The organism is Rhodococcus pyridinivorans, from assembly GCF_900105195.1.
Lineage (GTDB): Bacteria > Actinomycetota > Actinomycetes > Mycobacteriales > Mycobacteriaceae > Rhodococcus > Rhodococcus pyridinivorans.
Map to the genome: position 1 here is coordinate 4,716,211 of NZ_FNRX01000002.1, position 21,625 is coordinate 4,737,835.

At 69.0% G+C, this 21,625-nt stretch carries 16 protein-coding genes; 8 read left to right on the plus strand and 8 right to left on the minus strand.

Features of this window, described 5'->3' with window-relative positions:
* Positions 1-53: 53 nt before the first annotated feature.
* The gene (locus BLV31_RS22395) at positions 54-7,862 is read right to left on the minus strand and encodes a non-ribosomal peptide synthetase (protein ID WP_064060428.1); all 7,809 of its coding nucleotides are present in this window, start codon (positions 7,860-7,862) and stop codon (positions 54-56) included.
* A 178-nt stretch (positions 7,863-8,040) separates the two neighbouring features.
* Between BLV31_RS22395 and BLV31_RS22400 the strand changes: the two genes are divergently transcribed.
* From BLV31_RS22400 to BLV31_RS22410, 3 genes are read left to right on the plus strand one after another with little or no spacing between them, the layout of a single operon-like run.
* Positions 8,041-9,183: an isochorismate synthase gene (locus BLV31_RS22400; RefSeq protein WP_024102991.1), complete on the plus strand. Its 1,143-nt coding sequence runs from the start codon at positions 8,041-8,043 to the stop codon at positions 9,181-9,183.
* Positions 9,180-9,962, plus strand: coding sequence for a 2,3-dihydro-2,3-dihydroxybenzoate dehydrogenase (locus tag BLV31_RS22405; RefSeq protein ID WP_064060429.1), 783 nt, complete (start codon positions 9,180-9,182; stop codon positions 9,960-9,962). The genes BLV31_RS22400 and BLV31_RS22405 overlap by 4 nt, the downstream gene beginning before the upstream one ends.
* Before the next feature lie 43 nt (positions 9,963-10,005).
* On the plus strand, positions 10,006-11,655 hold the full coding sequence (locus BLV31_RS22410; protein WP_071936283.1) for a (2,3-dihydroxybenzoyl)adenylate synthase: 1,650 nt from the start codon (positions 10,006-10,008) through the stop codon (positions 11,653-11,655).
* Here BLV31_RS22410 and BLV31_RS22415 read toward each other — a convergent pair.
* Positions 11,606-13,504, minus strand: coding sequence for an ABC transporter ATP-binding protein (locus tag BLV31_RS22415; protein ID WP_024102988.1), 1,899 nt, complete (start codon positions 13,502-13,504; stop codon positions 11,606-11,608). The two genes, BLV31_RS22410 and BLV31_RS22415, sit on opposite strands and share 50 nt — an antisense overlap.
* An 89-nt stretch (positions 13,505-13,593) precedes the next feature.
* Between BLV31_RS22415 and BLV31_RS22420 the strand changes: the two genes are divergently transcribed.
* Together BLV31_RS22420 and BLV31_RS22425 are read left to right on the plus strand one after the other, a co-directional pair.
* The gene (locus tag BLV31_RS22420) at positions 13,594-14,022 is read left to right on the plus strand and encodes a MarR family winged helix-turn-helix transcriptional regulator (protein ID WP_033096969.1); all 429 of its coding nucleotides are present in this window, start codon (positions 13,594-13,596) and stop codon (positions 14,020-14,022) included.
* An 82-nt stretch (positions 14,023-14,104) separates the two neighbouring features.
* On the plus strand, positions 14,105-14,824 hold the full coding sequence (locus BLV31_RS22425) for a 2OG-Fe(II) oxygenase (RefSeq protein WP_064060440.1): 720 nt from the start codon (positions 14,105-14,107) through the stop codon (positions 14,822-14,824).
* A 36-nt stretch (positions 14,825-14,860) separates the two neighbouring features.
* Here the strand turns inward: BLV31_RS22425 and BLV31_RS22430 are convergent, their stop codons facing one another.
* The gene (locus BLV31_RS22430; RefSeq protein ID WP_064060430.1) at positions 14,861-15,832 is read right to left on the minus strand and encodes a phosphotriesterase family protein; all 972 of its coding nucleotides are present in this window, start codon (positions 15,830-15,832) and stop codon (positions 14,861-14,863) included.
* Between the two features lie 44 nt (positions 15,833-15,876).
* Positions 15,877-16,707, minus strand: a complete 831-nt coding sequence (locus tag BLV31_RS22435; RefSeq protein ID WP_064060431.1) for an SDR family oxidoreductase — start codon at positions 16,705-16,707, stop codon at positions 15,877-15,879.
* Between the two features lie 120 nt (positions 16,708-16,827).
* Here BLV31_RS22435 and BLV31_RS22440 point away from each other — a divergent pair, with 120 nt between their 5' ends.
* The 3 genes from BLV31_RS22440 (at position 16,828) to BLV31_RS22450 (ending at position 18,930) form a co-directional block, all read left to right on the plus strand.
* On the plus strand, positions 16,828-17,490 hold the full coding sequence (locus BLV31_RS22440) for an alpha-ketoglutarate-dependent dioxygenase AlkB family protein (protein WP_024102984.1): 663 nt from the start codon (positions 16,828-16,830) through the stop codon (positions 17,488-17,490).
* A 149-nt stretch (positions 17,491-17,639) separates the two neighbouring features.
* The gene (locus BLV31_RS22445; protein WP_064060432.1) at positions 17,640-18,392 is read left to right on the plus strand and encodes a cutinase family protein; all 753 of its coding nucleotides are present in this window, start codon (positions 17,640-17,642) and stop codon (positions 18,390-18,392) included.
* Between the two features lie 58 nt (positions 18,393-18,450).
* On the plus strand, positions 18,451-18,930 hold the full coding sequence (locus BLV31_RS22450; protein ID WP_064060433.1) for a MarR family winged helix-turn-helix transcriptional regulator: 480 nt from the start codon (positions 18,451-18,453) through the stop codon (positions 18,928-18,930).
* Positions 18,931-18,986: 56 nt separating this feature from the next.
* Here the strand turns inward: BLV31_RS22450 and BLV31_RS22455 are convergent, their stop codons facing one another.
* The 4 genes from BLV31_RS22455 to BLV31_RS22470 form a co-directional block, all read right to left on the minus strand.
* Positions 18,987-19,265 (minus strand): type II toxin-antitoxin system RelE family toxin, encoded by a 279-nt coding sequence (locus tag BLV31_RS22455; RefSeq protein ID WP_024102981.1) that lies wholly within the window; start codon positions 19,263-19,265, stop codon positions 18,987-18,989.
* Entirely contained in the window at positions 19,262-19,552 is a 291-nt protein-coding gene (locus tag BLV31_RS22460; RefSeq protein ID WP_006551856.1) for a type II toxin-antitoxin system Phd/YefM family antitoxin, read from the minus strand. The genes BLV31_RS22455 and BLV31_RS22460 overlap by 4 nt, the downstream gene beginning before the upstream one ends.
* 213 nt (positions 19,553-19,765) lie before the next feature.
* Positions 19,766-20,584 (minus strand): family 1 encapsulin nanocompartment shell protein, encoded by an 819-nt coding sequence (locus tag BLV31_RS22465; RefSeq protein ID WP_006551857.1) that lies wholly within the window; start codon positions 20,582-20,584, stop codon positions 19,766-19,768.
* Positions 20,581-21,609: a Dyp-type peroxidase gene (locus tag BLV31_RS22470; protein ID WP_024102977.1), complete on the minus strand. Its 1,029-nt coding sequence runs from the start codon at positions 21,607-21,609 to the stop codon at positions 20,581-20,583. The genes BLV31_RS22465 and BLV31_RS22470 overlap by 4 nt, the downstream gene beginning before the upstream one ends.
* Positions 21,610-21,625: the final 16 nt, after the last annotated feature.

A 21,625-nucleotide genomic window follows, 5' to 3' on the forward strand; every position in this document is an offset into this window, starting at 1 on the left:
GTCATGGTTGGTTAGGCTAACCGAAAGAGACCGCCTCGCCAAGCGCTCCGTCCTCAGCCGAATTCGAGCGCGAAATCGTCGATCTCCGACTGGTCGAGGTCGTCGAGCGTGAGGTCGGACGGTGTGAACCCGCCCGCGTCCTCGTCCGACGCGTGCCCGGCGAGCGCACGCAGCGCCGCGATCCACTCGTCGGCCAACGCCGACACTCTCTCCGCAGGAACGAGATCGGGGCTGTACCCGAACATCCCGCGCAGCACCGGCTCGGCACCGGAATCGTCGGTGAGCACACCGATCTCGACGGCGTGCGCCACGGGCATGTCGGCTTCGGTGGCCCCACCGAGCGCCGAACCCTCCGGAGCACCGGCCCACGCCTGCCCTTCGGTCTCGCCCAGCGTGAACCGGCCGAGATAGTTGAATCCGATGTCCACAGCGCCGACGCTCGCGAGTTCCGGGCCGCCCACTGGGTCGAGATGCCGCAGCATCCCGAATCCGATTCCACTGTCGGGGATCTCCCGCAGCTGTTCCTTCACGCGTTTCAGAGCGTCACCCGCGCTCGCTCCGCCGGCATACGCGTCGGCGACATCGAGTCCCGCGACGTCCAGGCGCACCGGATAGAGCGTGGTGAACCACCCCACCGTGCGCGACAGATCCGCCCCCGGAACGGCCTGTTCCTCACGGCCGTGCCCTTCGAGGTCGACCGCGACCGCCCCTTCGCCGCACACCCGCGCGGACGCCAGCGCCAATGCTGTGAGCAGGACGTCCTCGACACCGGCGTGGAACCGCTCGGGAACGGTCGTGAGCAGCGCGTCGGTGAGCTCGGAGGGAACCTCGACCTGCACCCTCGCGGTTTCTGCCATGGTGTGCCGCGTGGGATCCGGATCACCGGACGCCAGACGCACGCGTCCCGCCGGGGCGAGGATGCGCCGCCACAACGACAATTCGGATCTGCGCGCCGGCACTCCGTCGAGCAGTCCCCGCGCCCAGCGGCGCAGCGACGTGCCTGCGCGCACCGGGGCGACACCGTCGACCGCACCGGCGAGATCGGGCACCAGGATGCGCCACGACACACCGTCGACGACGAGGTGGTGCACCGCGACGAACACCCGTCCCGGCGCGTCGGGACCGGCGTCGAAGAAGATCACGCGCACGAGCGCGCCGGCGGCGGGATCGAGTTCGGCATAGGCGATCCCGGTCGCGGCGACGATCGCCTCCTGCAGGTCGACCGAGTCCGAGACGTCCACGCGGGTCACGACATCGGCGGCGTCGACGGAACCGACCGGGCGGACGTCGAGCACCCGTGCCTGCGGATCGAAGACGGCCCGCAACGCGTCGTGCGTGTCGAGCAGGGCCTGGACGCCGTCGGTCAGCCGGTCGAGCGTCAGCCCTGCGGGCGCGAGGAGCAGCCGCGACTGCGCGTAGCGGGCGTACGGTCCACCACGGTCGAGCATGTCGTGGACGATCGGAGTCGCCGGGACGTCCCCGAGTGCCGCCTCGACGTCGACCGTCCCGGGCCCGTCCTCGATCTCCGCGACGCGGGCGAGTCCCGCCGGGCTGCGGTGTTCGAAGACGTGCCGCGCGGTGAACCGGATCCCGGCGGCGCGCGCCGCGGACACCAGCTGGATGGACACGATCGAATCGCCACCGAGAGCGAAGAAGTCGTCGTCGGGGCCCACGGCATCGAGTCCGAGCACCGACGCCGTCAGCTCGCACAGGCGTTGTTCGAGTTCGTCCGCCGGCAGGCGACTCTCGGTGGCCGGCGTGAAGACCGGCTCGGGAAGTGCTCTGCGGTCGATCTTTCCGTTGCGGGTGACCGGGAGCTCGTCGAGCACGACCGTGACGGCGGGGACCATGTGGTCGGGCAGCCGGTCGGCGACGTACATCCGGAGGGTGTCGGGGTCCGTCGTTCCGGCCGCGTAGGCGACGAGCCGCTTTCGACCCGGTTCGTCCTCGCGGACCACGACCGCCGCGGCACTCACCGCGGGATGGCCGCCGAGCACGGTCTCGATCTCACCGAGTTCGATGCGGAAGCCGCGGATCTTCACCTGGTCGTCGGTGCGGCCGAGGTAGTCGAGCACCGGGCCGTCGGTGCCGGAGATCCTCCAGCGCACCAGATCGCCGGTGCGGTACAGGCGCTCGCCGCCGGTGCCGAAGGGGTCGGCCACGAACCGTCCCGCGGTCTGCGCGCTCCGGCCGAGATAGCCGCGGGTGACGTGCGGGCCGCCGACGTACAGTTCGCCGGGCACGCCCGGGGGCACCTGCCGCAGGTGCGCGTCGAGGACGTACACCCGGCCGCCGTGGATCGGCGTTCCGATGTTCGGGGTGCTGCCCGGGGTGAGTACGACGCCGGTCGCGTCGACGGTGCATTCCGTCGGACCGTACATGTTGCTCACGCGCACATCGGTTTCCGCGGCGAGCTGCGACCACAGCTCACCCGGGACGGCCTCGCCGCCGAGCACCATGGACTCGGGACGGTGCGGCGCGGCAGGGTCGAGGAGCCCCTCGGTGAGCAGGCGACCGGCGAGCACCGGACCGCAGTCGAGTGCGTCGATGCGGTGCCTCCGGACGTACCGGACGATCCCCTCGGCATCGGCCATGAGGTCCTCGGCGAGCACGTGCACGGTGTGGCCGCCCAGCATCGCGAGGAGAGGCTCGACGGACGAGTCGAACGCGAAGGTGTAGCTCAGCAGCACGGTGCGTCGGCGCGTCGCGGGATCGCCGACGGTACGGGTGCGCACCGTCTCCCACAGGTTCACGACACCGCGGTGCGGTACCACCACACCCTTCGGGGTGCCGGTGGATCCGGAGGTGTAGACGAGATAGGCGGTGGTGTCCGGGTGCACGACCGGCAGGTGCACGTCCGGGCGGTGCACATCCGGGCGGTGATCGGTGATCGAATCGACCGCGTCGGCATCGAGCACGACACCCACACCGGCGTCGCGGAGCATGTACTCGTTCCGCTCCGCCGGCTGTTCCGGGTCGAGCACCAGATAGGCCGCTCCCGACTTCCACACACCGAGGATCGCTGCGACCAGCACGGATTCCCGCGGAAGACTCAGTCCCACGACGTTGTCGGGGCCGATCCCGTTCGCGACGAGGTGACGGGCGATCCGGTCGGACCACGCATCCAGGTCACGGAAGGTCAGGCGACTCGACGACGTGACCAGCGCGGTCTCGTCGCCGTAGCGCTCCACGGTGCGGGCGAACAGTGCGGGCAGGCTGCGGGTCGCCGAGCCGTCGGCGCTGCCACGGTGCGGGCCGGACGGGTCCGGGAGCGCGGTCGCATCACCGGCACGCAGCACCTCGCGCTCGGAGCCGGTGAGCAGATCGAGCTGCGAGAGCCTCGCGTCCGGATCGGCGCACACCGCGGCGAACGCCCGCTCGACCCGCGCGGCGAAGGCCTCGGCGGACGACTCGTCGAACAGGTCGCGGGCGTACTCGACGCGCACGCACAGACCGCCGCCGGATTCCTCGATGACATCGAAGGTGAGGTCGAACATCGCGGTGTCGTTCGCGACGAACGAGGGTGTCGGCGTCAGCTCGTCGAATCCCGTGATGGCGGGCGGGCTCTGATACTGCACCATCACCTGGAACAGGGGGTGCCGGGCGGCGCTGCGCTCGGGGTTGAGGGTCTCCACGACGCGGTCGAACGGGACGTCCTGGTGCGAGTACGCCGCGACGTCGGTGTCCTTGATCCGGGCGAGCAGCTCCCGCACCGTGGGGTCGCCCGAGAGGTCGGTGCGCAGCACCACCATGTTGACGAAGAAGCCGACGAGGTCGTCGAGTTCGGGTGCGGGCCGTCCCGCGGTGGGCGATCCGAGCGGGATGTCCTCGCCCGCGCCGCTGTGCGACAGTGCGACCGCCACCGCCGCGTGCACCATCATGAACATCGTGGTGCCGGTCGTGCGCGCGGCCTCCCGGATCCCCGCCGCACGATCGGCCGGGATCCGGTGTTCGACACCGCCGCCCGCATAGGACGCCACGGCCGGACGCGGGCGGTCGGCGGGAAGGCCGAGTTCGGCAGGGAGACCGTCGAGCTCCTCGCGCCAGAACGCGAGTTGCCGTGCGGCGAGCGAGTTCTCGTCGTTCTGTTCGCCGAGCAGTTCGCGTTGCCAGATCGCGTAGTCGGCGTACTGCACGGGCAACGGTGCAGGCTCGCGGGAGTCGCCGCGGACGTGCGCGGAGTAGAAGGTGCCGAGATCGCGCAGCAGCAGGGGTGTGGACAATTCGTCGCTCGCGATGTGGTGGGCGAGCACGAGCATCACGTGCTCGTCGGGCGCCATCGTGAACAACCGGATCCGCAACGGGATCTCGCGTTCGAGATCGAACGCGTGCCGGGCCTCGGAATGCAGGCGCCCGGTGAGCGCGTCGCGGTCGACGGTCTCGACCGAGAAGGGAACGGCGACCCCGGCAACTTCTTCCACTCCGCGCACCTGCTGCATCCCCACGCCGTCGCGTTCGACGAGAACGGTGCGCAGACTCTCGTGGCGCGCGAGCACGTCGGAGACCGCCTGCCGCAAAGCATCCGGGTCGACCGGTCCGTGCAGGTCCACCGTGATGGGGACGTTGTAGGTGGGGCTGGGCCCTTCCATGCGATACATGAACCACAGCCGCTGCTGCGCATACGACAGTGGTGCAAGGGACAGGGCCGCCGGATCGTTCTCACCGCGCGGGACGAGCGCCGGTCCGGCCGGAGCGGCGGTCGGGTGGTCTCCACAGTGCGCGGCGAGCGCGACGACCTGCGGATGATCGAAGACCGTCCGGATCGGCAACTCCACACCGAGCTCGTCACGGATGCGGGCGAGCAGTGTCGCGGCGCTGAGCGAGTGGCCGCCGAGCGCGAAGAAGTCGTCGTCCGCGCCCACCGTGTCGAGACCCAGGATGTCGGCGTAGATCCGGCACAGCGTCCGTTCGGTCTCGGTCTCCGCGGTGCGGGACGAGACCATCGAGGAGAAGTCCGGTTCGGGCAGCGCCGTGCGGTCGAGCTTGCCGTTGGAGGTCAACGGCATCTCGTCGAGGACGACGAGGGCCGCGGGAACCATGTACCCGGGCAGGAACTCGGCGACGAGACGGCGGGCCTCGACCGGTTCGGGCACGTCTTGTCCGACGAGATAACCGACGAGCTGCGCGGTATCGGAGGGATCGGTGCGCACCACGGTCGCGGCGCGGGAGACACCGGGGATGCGCAGCAGAGCGGTGTCGACCTCGCCGAGTTCGATGCGGAATCCTCGGACCTTGACCTGGTTGTCGACCCGGCCGCGGTAGGCGAGGCGGCCGTCCTCGGTCCACTGGACGAGATCGCCGGTGCGGTACAGGCGGGCGTACGGACCCGAGGAGTCCTCCGAGTACGGATTCGCGACGAACCTCGTGGCGGTGAGTGCAGGCGCGTCGAGATATCCCCGGACCACACCCGGCCCGGCCACGTACAGCTCACCTTCGGTTCCGGCGGGCACGGGTGCGAGTCCCGCGTCGAGGACGTGGACGCGCAGGTTGGCGACGGGACGGCCGACGACCGGTGTCTCGGCGTCGGCGACCTCCGCGACGAGGACGTCTACGCTGCACTCGGTGGGGCCGTAGAAGTTGAAGGCCGCACCCCGGCGTTCGCGCAGGCGGCTCCACAACCGCTCGGAGACGGCGTCGCCGCCGAAACCGAGGGTGGGCACGGTGCCGTCCGGGAACAGGCCGTCGTCGACGAACTGCTCGAGCCGGCCCGGTGAGAACTCGACGAAATCCCATCCCTCGTCGAGGGCGCGGCGTGCGAGTGCCGCCGGGTCGCGCTGAGTCGCCTCGTCGACGATGTCGACGGTGTGCCCGGCGAGCATCCACAGCAACGGCTGCCACGACGCGTCGAATGCGAGCGACCAGGCCAGTCCGAGGCGGACGGATTCGCGGCCGGCCTCGCGGGCGGCACGGGTGAACACCTGGGCGCGGTGGCTGTGGAACAGGTTGACCAGCCCACGGTGGGGTACGACGACGCCCTTCGGTCTGCCGGTGGAGCCGGACGTATGGATCACGTAGGCGATCGAGTCGGGTGTCAGCGGGCCGCGCTCCGAGTCGTCGAGCGGAGCGTCGGACACGGCGTCGAGGTCGAGATCCTCGAGCACGACGCGCTTCGGCACCCCCGTCACCTCGGCGACCCGGTCGTCGGTCGTGCGGGTGGTGAGGATGCAGACGGGGTCGGTGGAGCCGAGGATGTGGGCGAGGCGTTCGAGGGGCTGATCGACGTCGAGCGGGACGTAGGCGGCGCCGGTCTCGAGGACGGCGTGGATCGCGATCAGCGCGTCGACGGTGCGGGGCAGCGCGAGGGCCACCCGCGCGTGCGGCCGGCCGAGATCGAAGCTCGAGACGAGGTGGCGGGCCAGGCGGTGCACCCGCGCGCCGAACTGTGCGTAGGTGAGCGTCACATGGGCGTCCGCCGCTGCCGGTGCGTCGGGGGCCGCCTCGATCCTCTCTCGCAGCAGGTCGACGAGGGTCAGGCCGGGGTCGAACGGGATGTCCGGGCTGCGGCTCCAGTCGTCGAGGATCGTCCGTCGCTCGTCGGCGGTCAGGACGGACACCTGCGCGAGCGGGGTGTGCAGATCCCGCTCGGCCACCGAACCGAACAGCATCTCCAGCCGCTCGGTGTGGATCGTCAGATCCGCCTCGCTGTAGACGTCGGCGTCGACGTCGACGAACACTTCGAGTCCGGCACTGCCGTCGAGGGGCCGCACGGTGACCATGAAGTCCTGCAGGGGTCCTCGGGCGACCGAGTGCACGGCCGCACGCATGTCGCCGAACCGGAGCGAGTCGCCGAACGGTTTGACGTTGACCGACGGGCCGATGACGCCGCGGGATCCGGTCGGTAGTCGCAGGTCGCGCTGTATGTCCTCGGTGCGGTAACGATAGTGGTTGCGGCACAGCGCCACTCCGTCGCGCACCTGCGCGACGAGCTCGACGAGCGTGGCCGATGCGGTCGGCTTCAGGCGCAGCGGAACGACATTGACCGCGGTGATCGGCACCCGCAGTGCGGCGCTGCCGAGCCGGTTCATGACGGGGAAACCGAGCGTGAGGTCCTCGCGGCCGGTAACTCCGCGCAGGTAGGCGGCGACGAGCGCGGTGACCGCGTCACCCCAACTCGCGCCGACCTCCTTGCCGAGAGCCACCAGACCGCGCTGCCGGTCGGCGTCGAGGGTGAAGCGCGCGCCACGGGAGCGCCGCGCGATGCCACCCGGGCCGGGCCGCAGGGCGACCGCTTCGTCCACGCCGTCGAGGTACGCGTTCCAGAAGTCACGGTCTGCGTCGAAGTCGGCCGAGTCGCGATAGTCCGATTCTTCCCGTATCACCGATTCGACCGAATCGAACCGTGCGGCAGCAACTTCCGTACCGGCGACCGCGGCGCTGTAGCGCTCGGCGGTGCGCCGGTTGAACAGCGAGAACCCGAAGGCGTCGAGGACGATGTGATGGGCACGCAGGTAGAGCAGGACGTGATCGTCGGCGAGTCGCAGGACCGCGGCCCGGACGCACGGATCCACCGACAGGTCGACGGGCCGCTCGAGGTCGCGCGCCATCCACTCGTGGGCCGCCTGCCAGGGGTCCGCCGCGGAGGTGAAGTCGACGGTCGGGGCGAGATCGAGTGTGCGCGCACCGGGAATCCGGACGACTGTACCGTCGGCGAGGGTCTCGAACCCCGCGACCAGCACCTCGGCCTCGGATGCCGCCTTGGAAACCGCTGTGACCAGCGCTTCCTCGTCGACCGCGCCTCGCAGTTCGATGCATTCCGAGGTGTTGAACAGCGGGTTGTCGGGGTTCAGTTGCTGGGCGAACCATACGCCCGACTGTGCGCGCGACAGAGCGAGCCGTGAGGCGTCCGGTCCGGCTAGGGGCACTGGAGATCCTCTTTCCTTCGATCGAAACGATTGGCTGGGAACGGAATCCGCTGATGTGCGCGCTGCGGCGCCGGAGGGCACAGTACCAAAGGTTAGGCTTACCGTATATGTTGCTCAGTGATCGTGTGTCCTGTGGCGCGGTCCTGCCAGCAGACCTCCTCAACCGGAAGGTACGAGAATGCAAGTGCCGGTCCTCGGCGCAACCGCTACCGACCGGGCCGAGCGGCCCGTCGCGCACCCGTTCGTCCTGTCCCGCCCGCACGGCACGGTGATCGCCGAAGGCGTGAGCGAACACTTCGACCGCGCGTCCGCCGCCGCCGACGCCCTGCGCACCGGACAGGTCGCCGCGATCGTCGGAGCACTGCCCTTCGCACCCGACGGTCCGGCCGCACTGACCGCTCCGAACACACTCCATCACTCCCCCGCGCACTACGACGCACCGGCCGCCGACCTGCCCCCGATCACGATCACGGGCGCATTGCCGTCGGAAGGCGAGCACATCGATCGGGTCGAGACCGTACTGCGCCTGCTCCGCTCGGACGACAACGACCTTCTCAAGGTGGTCCTGGCCCGGGCACTCGCCCTGCGCGCCGACCGGCCCGTCACCCCGCACGACCTCCTCGTCGCTCTCACGCGAAACGATCCGCTGCACAACGGCTTCCTCGTCGACCTCACAGCAGCCGGTGGCGTGTGGACGGGACGTCACCTGGTTGGGTCGAGCCCGGAGGTGCTCGTGCGCCGTCGCGGAGATCGGGTCACCGCTCACCCCCTCGCCGGATCCGCACCGCGGCATTGCGACCCCGGGATCGATCGGGCGACGGCCGACAGGCTCGCCGGCTCCGCGAAGAACCTCGCCGAGCACGCGCACGTGATCGATGCGATCCGCGCCGCGCTCGAACCGTTGTGTGTCGACCTCGACATCCCCGAGCAGCCGACCGTGACGAGCACGCGCCAGCTGTGGCATCTCGGCACTCCCATCGAGGGTCGCCTGCACGATCCGGGTGTCACGGCCCTCGATCTCGCACTCGCGGTGCACCCCACCCCCGCGATCTGCGGCACGCCGACCGCGGCCGCCCGCGATCTGATCCTCGCGACCGAGGGTGACCGGGGCTTCTACGCCGGTGCCCTCGGATGGTGCGACGCCGCGGGCGACGGCGAATGGTTGGTCACGATCCGCTGCGCCGTCCTCGATGCCGACGGTGTCGGGCTCACGGCCTACGCCGGGGGCGGTATCGTCGCCGACTCCGACCCTGCCGACGAACTGGCCGAGACGACCGTCAAGTTCGGCACCGTCCTCGATGCACTGGGAGTACTCCGATGACCGAGACCGCACCATTCCCCGTCACGCTCGTCGTCGGAGCCGCGCAGGGTATCGGCCGCGCGACCGCCGAGGCCCTGGCGCGTGCCGGTCACCGTCTCGTGCTCGCCGACCGCAACGCCGAAGGACTGCGCAAGACTGTCGCGCTGCTCGGCGGCTCCGTCCCCACCTACCCCGTCGACATCCGCGACCACGACGCCGTCGCCTACCTCGTCGAGAACATCGAATCCGAGCACGGACCGATCGAGCATCTCGCGCACGTCGCAGGTGTCTTCACCACGGGCTCGGTGCTCGACTCCGATCCCGAGGACTGGCAGCACATGTACGACGTCAACGTCACCGGCCTGCTGTCGGTCCTGCGTTCGGTCGGACGGGCCATGCGGGAGCGGAGGTCGGGTTCGATCGTCGTCGTCGGATCGAACTCCGCGGGCGTGCCGCGCATGGGCATGGGCGCCTACGGATCGTCCAAGGCCGCGTCCACGATGATCGTCCGGATCCTCGGACTCGAGCTGGCGCAATACGGGATCCGCGCCAACATCGTCGCGCCGGGTTCCACCGACACCGCCATGCAGCGCTCGCTGTGGGAGGACCCCAACGACGACGCCGGCGCACGCAGCGCCATCGAAGGTGACCTGTCGCAGTTCAAGGTCGGCATCCCCCTCGGCCGCATCGCCGAGCCCGCCGACATCGCCGAGGCCATCGAGTTCCTGCTGTCCGATCGTGCTCGTCACATCACCATGCAGGCGCTCTACATCGACGGCGGCGCCACCCTCCGCGCCTGACCGACAGACCTGCATCGACCCTGATCCCGAAAGGAACCGTTCCGTGACAACCGGTTTCGAGCGCACGCCGCTCGCCGACACCGCCCGCTACCCCGAGGAGTTCGCCGAGCGGTATCGCGCAGCCGGTTACTGGACGAACGAGACCTTCGGCGAATTCCTCCCGGCCCGCGCCGCCCGGTTCGCCGGTCGCATCGCCGTCGTCGGACACGACGCGACGGGCACCTGGCGGCGCATCACCTACCGCGAACTCGACGACGCCTCGGCCCGCGTCGCCGCCGGTCTCGCCGACCTCGGGGTCCGGAAGGGCGACCGAGTAGTCCTGCAGTTGCCGAACATCGTCGAGTACACCGAAGTGCTCTTCGCGGTCTTCCGCCTCGGTGCGCTCCCCGTCTTCTCCCTGCCCGCGCACCGCGCGTCGGAGATCGGCTACTTCTGCCGGTTCAGCGACGCCGCAGCGTACGTGATCGCCGCCGAACACGGCGGATTCGACTACCGCGTGCTCGCCCGGCAGGTCGCCTCCGAGATGGAGAATCCGCCGGTGGTCGTGGTCGCCGGTGAGGCCGAGGAATTCACTGCGCTCGGGTCGTTGCGCGACCGCGAAGCGGCGCCGATCACGGAGAACGACGCCGGAAACGTTGCCTTCCTGCAGCTGTCGGGTGGCACGACCGGAACGTCGAAGCTCATCCCCCGCACCCACGCCGATTACCTGTACTCCGTGCGCGAATCCGCGGTGATCTGCGGAGTGGACGAGAACACCCGCATGCTGGTCGCGCTGCCGGCGGCGCACAACTTCCCGATGAGCTCGCCGGGCATCCTCGGTGTGCTGCACGCCGGCGGCACCGTCGTCCTCGCTCCGGATCCGAGCCCCGACACCGCGTTCGCCCTCATCGAGAGCGAGGGCGTGACGATGGCGTCGCTCGTCCCGCCCCTCGCGCAGGCGTGGCTGTCGGCGCGGGCCCGCACCGAACGCGACCTGTCGTCGCTCGAGGTGCTGCAGGTCGGTGGTGCGAAGTTCCCGGCCGAGGCCGCCAAACGCGTTCGCCCCGAACTCGGCTGCACGCTGCAGCAGGTCTTCGGTATGGCGGAGGGTCTCGTCAACTACACCCGGCTCGACGACGACGAGGACACCATCGTCACCACCCAGGGCCGGCCGATCAGCCCCGACGACGAGATCCGCGTCGTCGACGACACGGACGAGCCCGTCGCCGCGGGCACCACCGGCCACCTGCTCACCCGCGGCCCGTACACGATCCGGGGCTACTACAATGCGCCGGAACACAATTCGATGGCATTCACCCCGGACGGCTTCTACCGCACCGGCGACATCGTCCGGCTCACCGAGCACGGCTACATCGTCGTCGAGGGACGCGCGAAGGACCAGATCAATCGCGGTGGCGAGAAGATCGCGGCCGAGGAGGTCGAGAATCATCTGATCGCGCACCCGGCCGTGCTCGACGCGGCGGTGGTGTCGATGCCCGACAAGTATCTCGGCGAGCGCACCTGCGCCTTCGTCGTCACCGAGGGGGAAGCGCCGAAGGCCCTCGCGCTCAAGAAGTTCCTGAGGGAGCGAGGGCTGGCCGAGTACAAGATCCCCGACAAGGTGCAGTTCGTCGACGCCTTCCCGGTCACGGGTGTGGGCAAGATCAGCCGGAACGAACTGCGGCGCGCCCTCGCGGCCACTCTGAAGGACTGATCTCGCTCCGCGACGACGGGATGACTTCACCCCGTTCGGCTCGAGCGGCGAGGATTGCGTAGCGGCCACCGCGGGCGACGAGGTCGTCGTGCGTTCCGCGTTCGACGATGTGGCCCCGGTCGAGGACCACGATCTCGTCGGCGTTGCGCACGGTCGAGAGCCGGTGCGCGATGGTGATGGTCGTGCGTCCGCTGCGCGCGGCGTCGAGGGCCTGCTGCACGGCGTGCTCGGTGTCGTTGTCGAGGGCGCTGGTCGCCTCGTCGAGCACGAGGACACGCGGGTCGCGCAGGAGCGTGCGGGCGATCGCCAGTCGCTGTTTCTCACCACCCGAGAAGCGGTATCCGCGGGCGCCGACGACGGTGTCGTAGCCGTCCGGCAGCGAGACGATCAGGTCGTGGATGTGTGCGGCGCGGGCCGCGGCCTCGATCTCGTCGTCGGTCGCGTCCGGCTTCGCGTAGCGCAGGTTCTCCCGGACGGTCGCGTGGAGGAGGTAGGTCTCCTGCGACACCACGCCGACCAGTCCGGCGAGATCGGCGAGCCTCATGTCGCGCAGGTCGACACCGTCGATGCTCACGCGTCCCTCGACCGGGTCGTACAGTCGTGCGACGAGCGAGCCGAGCGTGGTCTTGCCCGAGCCGGTCTCGCCGACGAGCGCGACCTGCGCCCCCGCCGGGACGTCGAGATCGATGCCGTCGAGGGCGTTGCGGTGCGCTCCTTCGTAGCGGAAGCTCACGTTCTCGAACCGCACCCGGCCGGCGACGGTCGCAGGGTCGACGGGCACCGGATCGCGCGGGTCGTCGATGTCGACCGGAAGGTCGAGGTATTCGAAGATGCGGCTGAACAGGGCCAGCGAACTGGTGACGGAGACACCGACGTCGAGCAGGCTCATCAGCGGCCGGAACAGCGCGCCCTGCAAGCCGGTGAAGGCCACCAGGGTGCCGATCGTCATGCCGCCCGAGGTGGCCGGCAGACCGGCGACGAGATAGAGGACGGCGGGGATCGCCGCGAAGACGATGTTCATCGTGGCCATGCGCCAGCGGCCGGACAACTGCGCGTGCACCTCGAGATCGGCGAGTTCCTCCGACGTGCGGGCGAACTTGTCGGACAGTGCCGGGCCGGTGCCCAGCGTCTTGACGAGCAGCACGCCGCTGACCGACAGTCCTTCGTCGATCTGCGACTGCATGTCGGCGAGGCGCCGTTGCTGACGGGCGGTGACGGCGCGGCGCATGAGCGCGACCCGGCGCGTGAGCCAGATGGCCGGCGGGAGCACGATCAGGGAGAGCAGAGCCAGTCGCCAGCTGAGGACCGCCATGGCGATCGCCGTGCCGACGACGGTGGTGACGTTGGACGCCAGTGAGGTCGCGGTGTTGGTGACCACGGACTGCATGCCACCGATGTCGTTGGTCAGCCGCGACTGGATCTCACCGCCGCGGGTGCGGGTGAAGAAATTCAGCGACTGTCGCTGCAGGTGGGAGAAGACCCGGGTACGCAGACCGTGCATGACGTTCTGGCCGACGGTCGTGGAGATCCAGGTCTGGACGACGGACAGGAGCGAGCTCGCGACGGTGACGGCCAGCATGCCGCCGACGGCCCACAACAGCAGGCTCACGTTCTGGTGCGGGATGGCATCGTCGATGACGGCGCGGACGAGGAAGGGCGTCGCGAGGGAGATCACCGACGAGGCGATGATGAGCGCGACGACGAGGGTGATCTTCCACCGATAGGGCGCGAAGAGGGCGCCGATACGGCGCAGGCTCACCGGGGCCTCGCGGAGCTGCTCGAGATCCTTCTTGTCGATCCTGCCGCGGCTGCCCGGCTTGCCGCCGAGAGTGGGTGGGGGCTGCATCATGTGCGCCACCTCGATTCGTGGTTCGTGACTCGCACTTGTTGAGGTTGCCTCATTGAGTGTTAACCGTCAAGTGAGGTACTGTGACCACCATGCCGGATTCACCCGTCGCACTGCGCGATCTCCTCCTCACCACCACGCGTACGCTGCGCCGACGCTGGCACGACCTCCTCCAGCCGTGGGGATTGTCACCCCACGAGTACCGGGCGCTCGACGTCATCGGACGCGCCGACGACCCCATCCGCCTCGGCGTCGTGGCCAAGGAACTGCGCATCGTCCCCCGCTCGGCCACCGAGGTCGTCGATCGCCTGGAGTCGCGGGGTCTCACCGAGCGACTCCCCGATCCCGCCGACCGACGCGCGGTCTGCGTGCGGCTGACCGACGAGGGCCGCAGGATCCGGGCCGAGCTGGCCTCGGCCCGCGATGCCGACGCCGTCGAGATGTTCGACCGGCTCGACGCCGAGGAACGCGCACGACTGTCCGATCTGCTGCACAAACTCGTCGACGACCGGCCGCGCTGATCCCTTCCGGTTCCGGGTACTCACATTCCCGACGGCAGCGACGTCTTCCCTACGAGTGTCCGTGCCGATCGAGGAGAGCCCTGTGAAGACCATCGACAGTCTGCAGTCGCGCGTCGACGCACTGAACCTGCCCGAGCTGACGAGCGAGCTCGACGAGAACGGCTGCGCCCTCACCGGGCCGCTGTTGAGCGACGACGAATGCACCGAACTCGCGGCCCTGTGGGACGACGACGCCCGCTTCCGCACCACGGTCGACATGAGCCGCTACGGGTACGGGCACGGCACCTACAAGTACTTCGGCTCACCCGTCCCCGACGCCGTCGCACACCTGCGCTCGGCGTTCTACCGGCAGCTGCTCCCCGTCGCGCGCTCGTGGGCCGAACGCCTCGGCGATCCGGCACCCTGGCCCGACGACTTCGACGACTGGCTCGACATGTGCCACGCGGCCGGCCAGACCGACCCCACCCCGCTGATGCTGCGCTACGCCACCGGCGACTGGAACGCCCTGCATCGCGATCTCTACGGCGACCTCGTGTTCCCACTGCAGGTCGTGATCGGGCTCGACCGGGCGGGCGTCGACTACACCGGCGGCGAGTTCCTGTTGGTCGAACAACGGCCCCGCGCGCAGTCGCGGGGCACCGTCACCGTGCTCGAGCAAGGCCACGCGCTGATCTTCACCACCCGCGACCGACCGATCCGGTCGGCGCGCGGATGGTCGCGGGCGCCGGTCCGGCACGGCGTGAGCACCGTCCGATCGGGCCTGCGTCGCACGCTCGGCCTGGTACTGCACGACGCCGCCTGAGCGTCCTCGGTGCTACCCGACGCGGCCTACGCCGCTTCAGCGTTCGAAGATCCGCCTCGGATTGTCCACGAGCATCGTGGTGATCTGCTCGTCGGTCACGCCCCGTTCGCGCAGGGCCGGCAGCACCTCGTCGCTGATGTGGTTGTAGTTCCAGTTGGGCACGGCGGTCTGCTTCACGTCGTGCGGGAACCAGTCGATGAAGCACGACGCATCGTGCGAGAGCACCATGCGCTCGGTGTAACCGGCCTCCACGAGCGCGACCACCGTGTCGACGCGCTGCTCGAACGGCAACAGCAGATCGAGGCCGAAGCGGTCCATCCCGAGAATCGAACCGGCGTCGGCAATGCGACGCAGGTAGTCCAGATCGGTCGAATCACCGCTGTGCCCGATCACCACCTTGGTGAGGTCGACACCTTCCTCCGCGAGCACCCGCTGCGCCACCTGCCCCGACCCGGTATGCGGATTGGTGTGCACCGTGATCGGCACACCGGTCTCGACGTGCGCCTGCCCCACCGCTCGTATCACGCGCTCGACGCCCGGCGTGAGTCCCGGAATCTCGATGGCGCACTTGAGCATTCCTGCACGCACCCCCGTGCCGGCGATGCCCTCGCGGATGTCTTTCACGAACAGTTCGGTGAGCGGCTCCGGTCCGTCCACCAGCAACCCCGGCCCGACGTTGTGGAACTGGAACGGCAGGTCGTTGTAGGTGTACAGGCCCGTCGCGACGACGATGGAGATGTCCACCCGTTCGGCGACGCGCTGGATGCGCGGAATGTACCGGCCGAGACCGACCACCGTGGGATCGACGATCGTGTCGATGCCGCGCTCCGACAACGCCTTCAACTTCGCGACCGCGTCGTCGACGCGTTCGTCCTCGTCCCACGGGCTCGGGTAGTCGGGAAAGTTGGTGCGGATCTCCTCGCCGAGTACGAAGACGTGCTCGTGCATGAGGACTCTGCCCAGACGGCCCGTGTCGAGAGGGCCGCGAACGGTGTCGACGGATGTCATGACCGGTGACGCTAGGACACCAACGTGGGCAGGGGCAATCGATTTCACGAATCGGTGGGAGTCGACTCCTCGAGGGCCTGACGGTAGCGACGCATGCCGCGCAGCCACCGGTCGTAGTCGGCGCCCTTGTTCCGGTACATCTCGAGGACCTCCGGGTGCGGAAGGATCAGGAAGTGCTCCTCCTCCATTGCCGCGAACACCGTCTCCGCGACGTCGACGGGTTCGAGCACTGCACCGGCGGTCGTGACGGCCCGGGTGGCGAGTTCACCGAGTGCGTGCCCGGATGCGTCCCCCGAGTACAGCAGAGGTGTGTTGACGCCCATCGGGCACAGGCAGCTCACCCTCACACCCTTGTCGCCGTAGGTCACCGACAGCCACTCGGCGAAACCGACGGCCGCGTGCTTGGTGACCGAGTAGGTGGCCGAGCCGATCTGTGTGAGCAGGCCGGCCGCCGACGCCGTGCCCACGAAATAGCCCTCGCCACGTTCGACCCATCGGGGTACCAGCAGTCGCGCCGCACGGATGTGTGCGCGCAGGTTGACGTCGAAGGACTGCTCCCAGACCGAGTCCTCGATCTCCAGGCCGGGCACACCGGTGACACCCGCGTTGGCGAAGTACAGGTCCACGGGACCGAACTCCGCTTCGGCGCGCTCGACGAGGCCGCGGATGTGTTCGTCGTCGGAGACGTCCGCCGCCACCGCGACGGCGCTCCCCGGCGTCTCCTCCTCGAGCGTCGCGACGACGCGCTGCGCCGCGTGTTCGTCGAGGTCGGCGACCACCACTCGTGCACCTCGCTCGACGAGGCCGGCAGCGATGGCGCCGCCGATTCCGCCGCCCCCGCCTGTCACGACGGCCACTCTGCCTTCGACCTTCATCGCTGATACCTCCCCGTCGAGTCGCAGTGCCGTCCCGTGCGGCACAGTTGGTACTGAACCTGTCTACACGTATCACCGGCTGTAGGTACCGCTCACACGCACGGAGGTCGAGCACCCGGGATGGACGAATTGTTCTCCGTCTCCCGTCCGCGACGCGAGATCGCGCCGGGCGCCGTGCATGTGCCCGACTGGCTCGACCCGGGCGAACAGCGCGAGCTCGTCGAGCTGTGTCGTGATTGGGCGCGCCCGCCGGCGCCGATGCGGCACACCCTGCTTCCGGGTGGCGGACGGATGTCGGTGAGCACGGTGTGCCTCGGATGGCACTGGTCGCCGTACCGCTACACCCGCACCGCGGTCGATGTCGACGACGCTCCCGTTCCGCCGCTTCCCGACCGGCTCGTCGAACTCGGGCGGCGTGCCGTCGCCGATGCCTACGACGATCCGGCGGCCGGGGGCGGGTACGAGCCCGATACCGCTCTGATCAATTTCTACGACCGCGACGCGCGGATGGGGATGCATCAGGACAAGGACGAGCGGGTGAGCGCGCCGATCGTGTCGCTCAGTCTCGGGGATGCCTGCTTGTTCCGGTTCGGCAACACCGAGTCGCGCGGCCGGCCGTACACCGACGTGCGTCTCGAGTCCGGCGATCTGTTCGTCTTCGGCGGTCCGTCGCGGTTCGCCTATCACGGGGTGCCGGTCGTGTATCCGGACACCGGCAGTTCCCGCTGCGGACTCACCGCGGGGCGCCTCAACATCACCCTGCGGAGTACCGGACTTGCTTGATCGAACCGCTCGAAAATTCCGAACGTTCGGTCTGTGACTTTGCAACCAACTACACTCGGAGTAGCGTTTCGCCGACGAGAAATACGTCAAATCGGACGATATTCTCGTGCGGTAGTCATCGGTGTCGGGGTCGATCACAGGAGACTGCCATGCCCGACTTCGCTTGTCGTCGTGTCCTGGCGATCATCGCAGGACTCGCCCTCGGCCTGACCGGACCCGTCGTCGCCGCCGCCGCCACTGACGGCACCGCGCCCACCGCCGGCGCGGAGACCTTCCGTCCGTGCCCGGAGCGGTTCGTCATCGCGGTCGACGGAACCCGCAACATCGACACCCCGGATTCGATCGATCCCGATTCACCCCTCGCGAAGATCTCGGCGCGGTACGCGGCACCCGGCACGGTGGTCGAGCACATCCGCTATCCCGCCGTCGTGGTTCCGGTGCCGGAGTCCGGGTCGAGCGAGGGATCGGGGCGACTCGCGTACGACGAGTCCAAGAGGATCGGGCATCAGCGCCTGCGCGAGACGATCACCGTCCGGCACGGTTCGTGCCCCGACAGCGAGCTCGTCGTCCTCGGTTACTCGCAGGGCGCGTCGATCGCCGGCGACGTCCTCGCCGAGATCGCGGCCGACGGTTCGGTGCCGCCGGAGCGGATCAGCGGTGTGCTGTACTCCGACCCGCGTGACACCCGGGGAGTCGAAACGCTGTTCCCGGGCGAGGTCGTCCCGGGCATCACGCTCGGTGGCGGTCGCGACGACTTCGGCACGATCGCCGTCGAACGGATCTGCATCGAGGGCGACGCGGTCTGCGACGGCGTGACACCGGAGGAGAGCGAAGGGTGGTTGGGCGAGAACGTCACCGGCTACCTGAGGCTGCACACGACCTATCCCGACTACGACCCGTGAGGATCGTCGCACCCGGGAGAACCCGGGCCGGGATATACCGGTTCGGTATCGTCGGTTCATGAGCGTCGAGTCCCCGGCCACCCACCTCCCTGCTTCCGGTGATGATCCTCTCGCGCTGGAGCGGCAGGTGTGTTTCGCTCTCGCCGTGGCGAACCGCGCCGTGCTCGCGGTCTATCGACCGATCCTCGACAGGCTGGGACTGACCCACCCGCAGTACCTGGTGATGCTCGCCCTGTGGGAACGCTCGCCGCTGACGAGCAAGGAAGTGGGGCAGTTACTCCAGCTCGACTCGCCCACGCTGTCTCCCCTGCTCAAGCGACTCGAGGCGCTGGGCCTGATCACCCGCGCGCGCAGCGCGGCCGACGAACGGCAACTCGTCCTCGAGCTCACCGACGCCGGCCGGGCGCTGCGTGCCAAGGCCGAGTCGGTGCCGGGACAGGTCGTCGATGCCCTCGGTGTCGGGCTCGACGAACTCCAGGACCTGCACGCCGCGCTCGTGCGCGTCAACGCGGCGGCGTTGAAGGCCGGAGCACTCTGACAGCTCGGTAGCTGCCGCAACCCCGACGGCTCGCGGCAGCACTGTCCGACCGTCTTCTATCGATACGCATCGGCACGGTGCGAGATCGCGGTGACCTCGACCGTGCGGTTCGCATCATCGATCAGATACAGGACGCGATATTCACCTCGCCGGGCGCTGTACGCCGGCGCAAGAGGCGGATTCAACGGCTTCCCCACCCGCTTCGGATTCTCGAGAAGGGGTCCTGTGACGAACTCGTATACCGCAGTTGCTACCTTCTCCGGCAACGACCTCGCCATGGCGCGTGCAGCCGACCTCGCCATCACCAGCCGATACGGGTGGTCCGGAGTGCTCATTCCTCGGACGACCGAGCATCACGCATCAGCTGCGTCAATTCCTGTACATCGACGACGTCTCCCGACTCGACCTCCGTTCGGCCCTCGACGTGCGCCCGCAGCAGATCCGTATCCGACAACACCGCGATCGTCTCCTGCATCGCGTCGTAATCGTCGGCACCGAGAAGCACCGCGGCGCGGTGCCCGTTGCGGGTGATCTCGAATCGCTCGTGTGTGCGCTCGGCCTCATCGACCAGTCGTGACAATTGCGCCCGCGCGTCGGCAACAGGAAGAGTCGTCATGTACATAATTCTAGCGAATTACTATGAGAAGTCTCAGGTCATTCCGTTCGCGCCGGTTCCGACACCGGCTTTCGACGGGAGGCCACGAACGCCAGGACGAGGCCGAAGGCCGCCCAGCACAGCAGGACGATCGTAGGTAAACCCGCGCCGGCGCCGTCGTGATCCGGCCGGACGGTCGGTGACCCGGGGCGCCGCACGCGCGGACGCCCCGGGACCGGCTCAGTGCGGGAGTTCGAGCGTCGTCGGCACCAGCGGAACCGAGGCCTCGCCGGTGTAGACGAGGAAGGTGAACGACTCCTGGAAGTACAGGTTCACCGTCTCTGCGTCGTGCGAGAGGTAGCCGATCGACAGATCCTGGCCGACCTGCAGGTCGTAGTCGCCGCCGCGCGTGGTCAGCACGAACGCGCCGTCGATCGCCGGGGCCCAGATGAGGTCGCCGTCGATGAGGCGGCGCAGTTGTTCGCGGATCGGGTAGCCGTGATCGGACGTCTCGCTGACCTTGGTGTACTCGTCGGCGCCGAGCAGGATCGAGTACGGGCCACCCACACCCGCCAGTCGCAGCTGCGACAGCGCCTGGCTGATGATCTCCGGGAAGTCGCGGGGATCCTCGGGCAGCTGCAGGGACGGGTTCGACGACGACGCCCGGATGCCCTCGATACCCGCGGCCGCGTAGCCTTCGAAGATCGCGCGGTCCTCGGCGAAGGCGATCTGGCGGGCCGCTTCCTTGACGGGGTCGAGGTCGATGTCGCGGGAACCGCGCTCGACGCTGTCGATCTCCTCGCGCGACAGCGTGAACGGCACCCGCAGTTCGACGACCGGCGCGACGCGGTGCTGACGCGCCCGCACTCCGGCGGCCGGGGGTTCGATCTCGCGGGTGCGGCCGAGACCCACCGCCGCGAAGTCGGTGCCGTGCGGTCCGGAGAAGTCGACGACGGTGCGCCCGGCGACGTGTCGCTTGAAGGTGCGTGCGGCCTCCTCCTCGATCTCGGTCCATGCTGCCTCGGAAATCGGGGCGAGGTCGCGATACAGATTGTTCACAGGGTCGAACTCCTTCGCAGAGCGCCAACTCCGAGTGATCCGTCGGCAGGCCGGCCGGCGGTCGAGGCACTCGGATCTTCGTGGGAGGGAATTTCCGCCGGTGACGGCGGAAGATCTTCGAGGAACTCCAGCGAGGGGCAGAAGAACAGCGATCCCGTCACCGCGGTGGAGAAGTCCAGGATGCGGTCGGTGTTGCCGGGCGGGCTGCCCAGGAACATGTTGCGCAGCATCTGCTCGGTCACCTCCGGGGTGGCCGAGTAACCGATGAAGTAGGTGCCGAACTCGTCGGCGCCGAAGCTGCCGAACGGCATGTTCGCGCGCACGATCTGCTGCTCGACCCCGTTCTCGTCGACGATCACGTTCAGTGCGACATGCGAATTCGCGGGTTTGGTCTCGTCGTCGAGCTCGATGTCGTCGAGCTTGGTCCGGCCGATCGCCCGCTCCTGCTCCTCGACGGTCAACGAGTTCCACGACGCGAGGTCGTGCAGGTATTTCTGGACGACGACGTAGCTACCGCCGGCGAAGTCCGGATCCTCGTCGGAGACCAGGGCCGCCTCGACGGCCTCGTCGTCCTCGGGGTTCTCGGTTCCGTCGACGAAGCCGAGCAGGTCGCGGCGTTCGAAATAGCGGAAGCCGTGCGTCTCGTCGACGACCCGAGCCGCACCGCGCAGCCTATCGTTGATCTTCGCGGCGAGTTCGAAGCACAGGTCCATCGTCGACGCGCGGAGGTGGAACAACAGGTCGCCGGGGGTCGAGGGGGCCTGGTGCCGACCGCCGTCGAGCGGGACGAACGGATGCAGTCCGGCGGGCCGGGGGCCGTCGAACAGCCGGTCCCACATATCCGAGCCGATGCCGGTGACGACCGACAGGCCGCCCTCCGGGATGCGGAAACCGACCGAGCGGCGCAGGCCCGAGAGATCTTCGAGCAGATCCCGCACGGTGTCCTCTGCGCCTTCGTCGACGGTGACGACGAGGAAGATCGCCGCTTCGGTGAGCGGGGTCAGTATCGGTTGTGCACGAACCACTCCGACAACGCTAGTG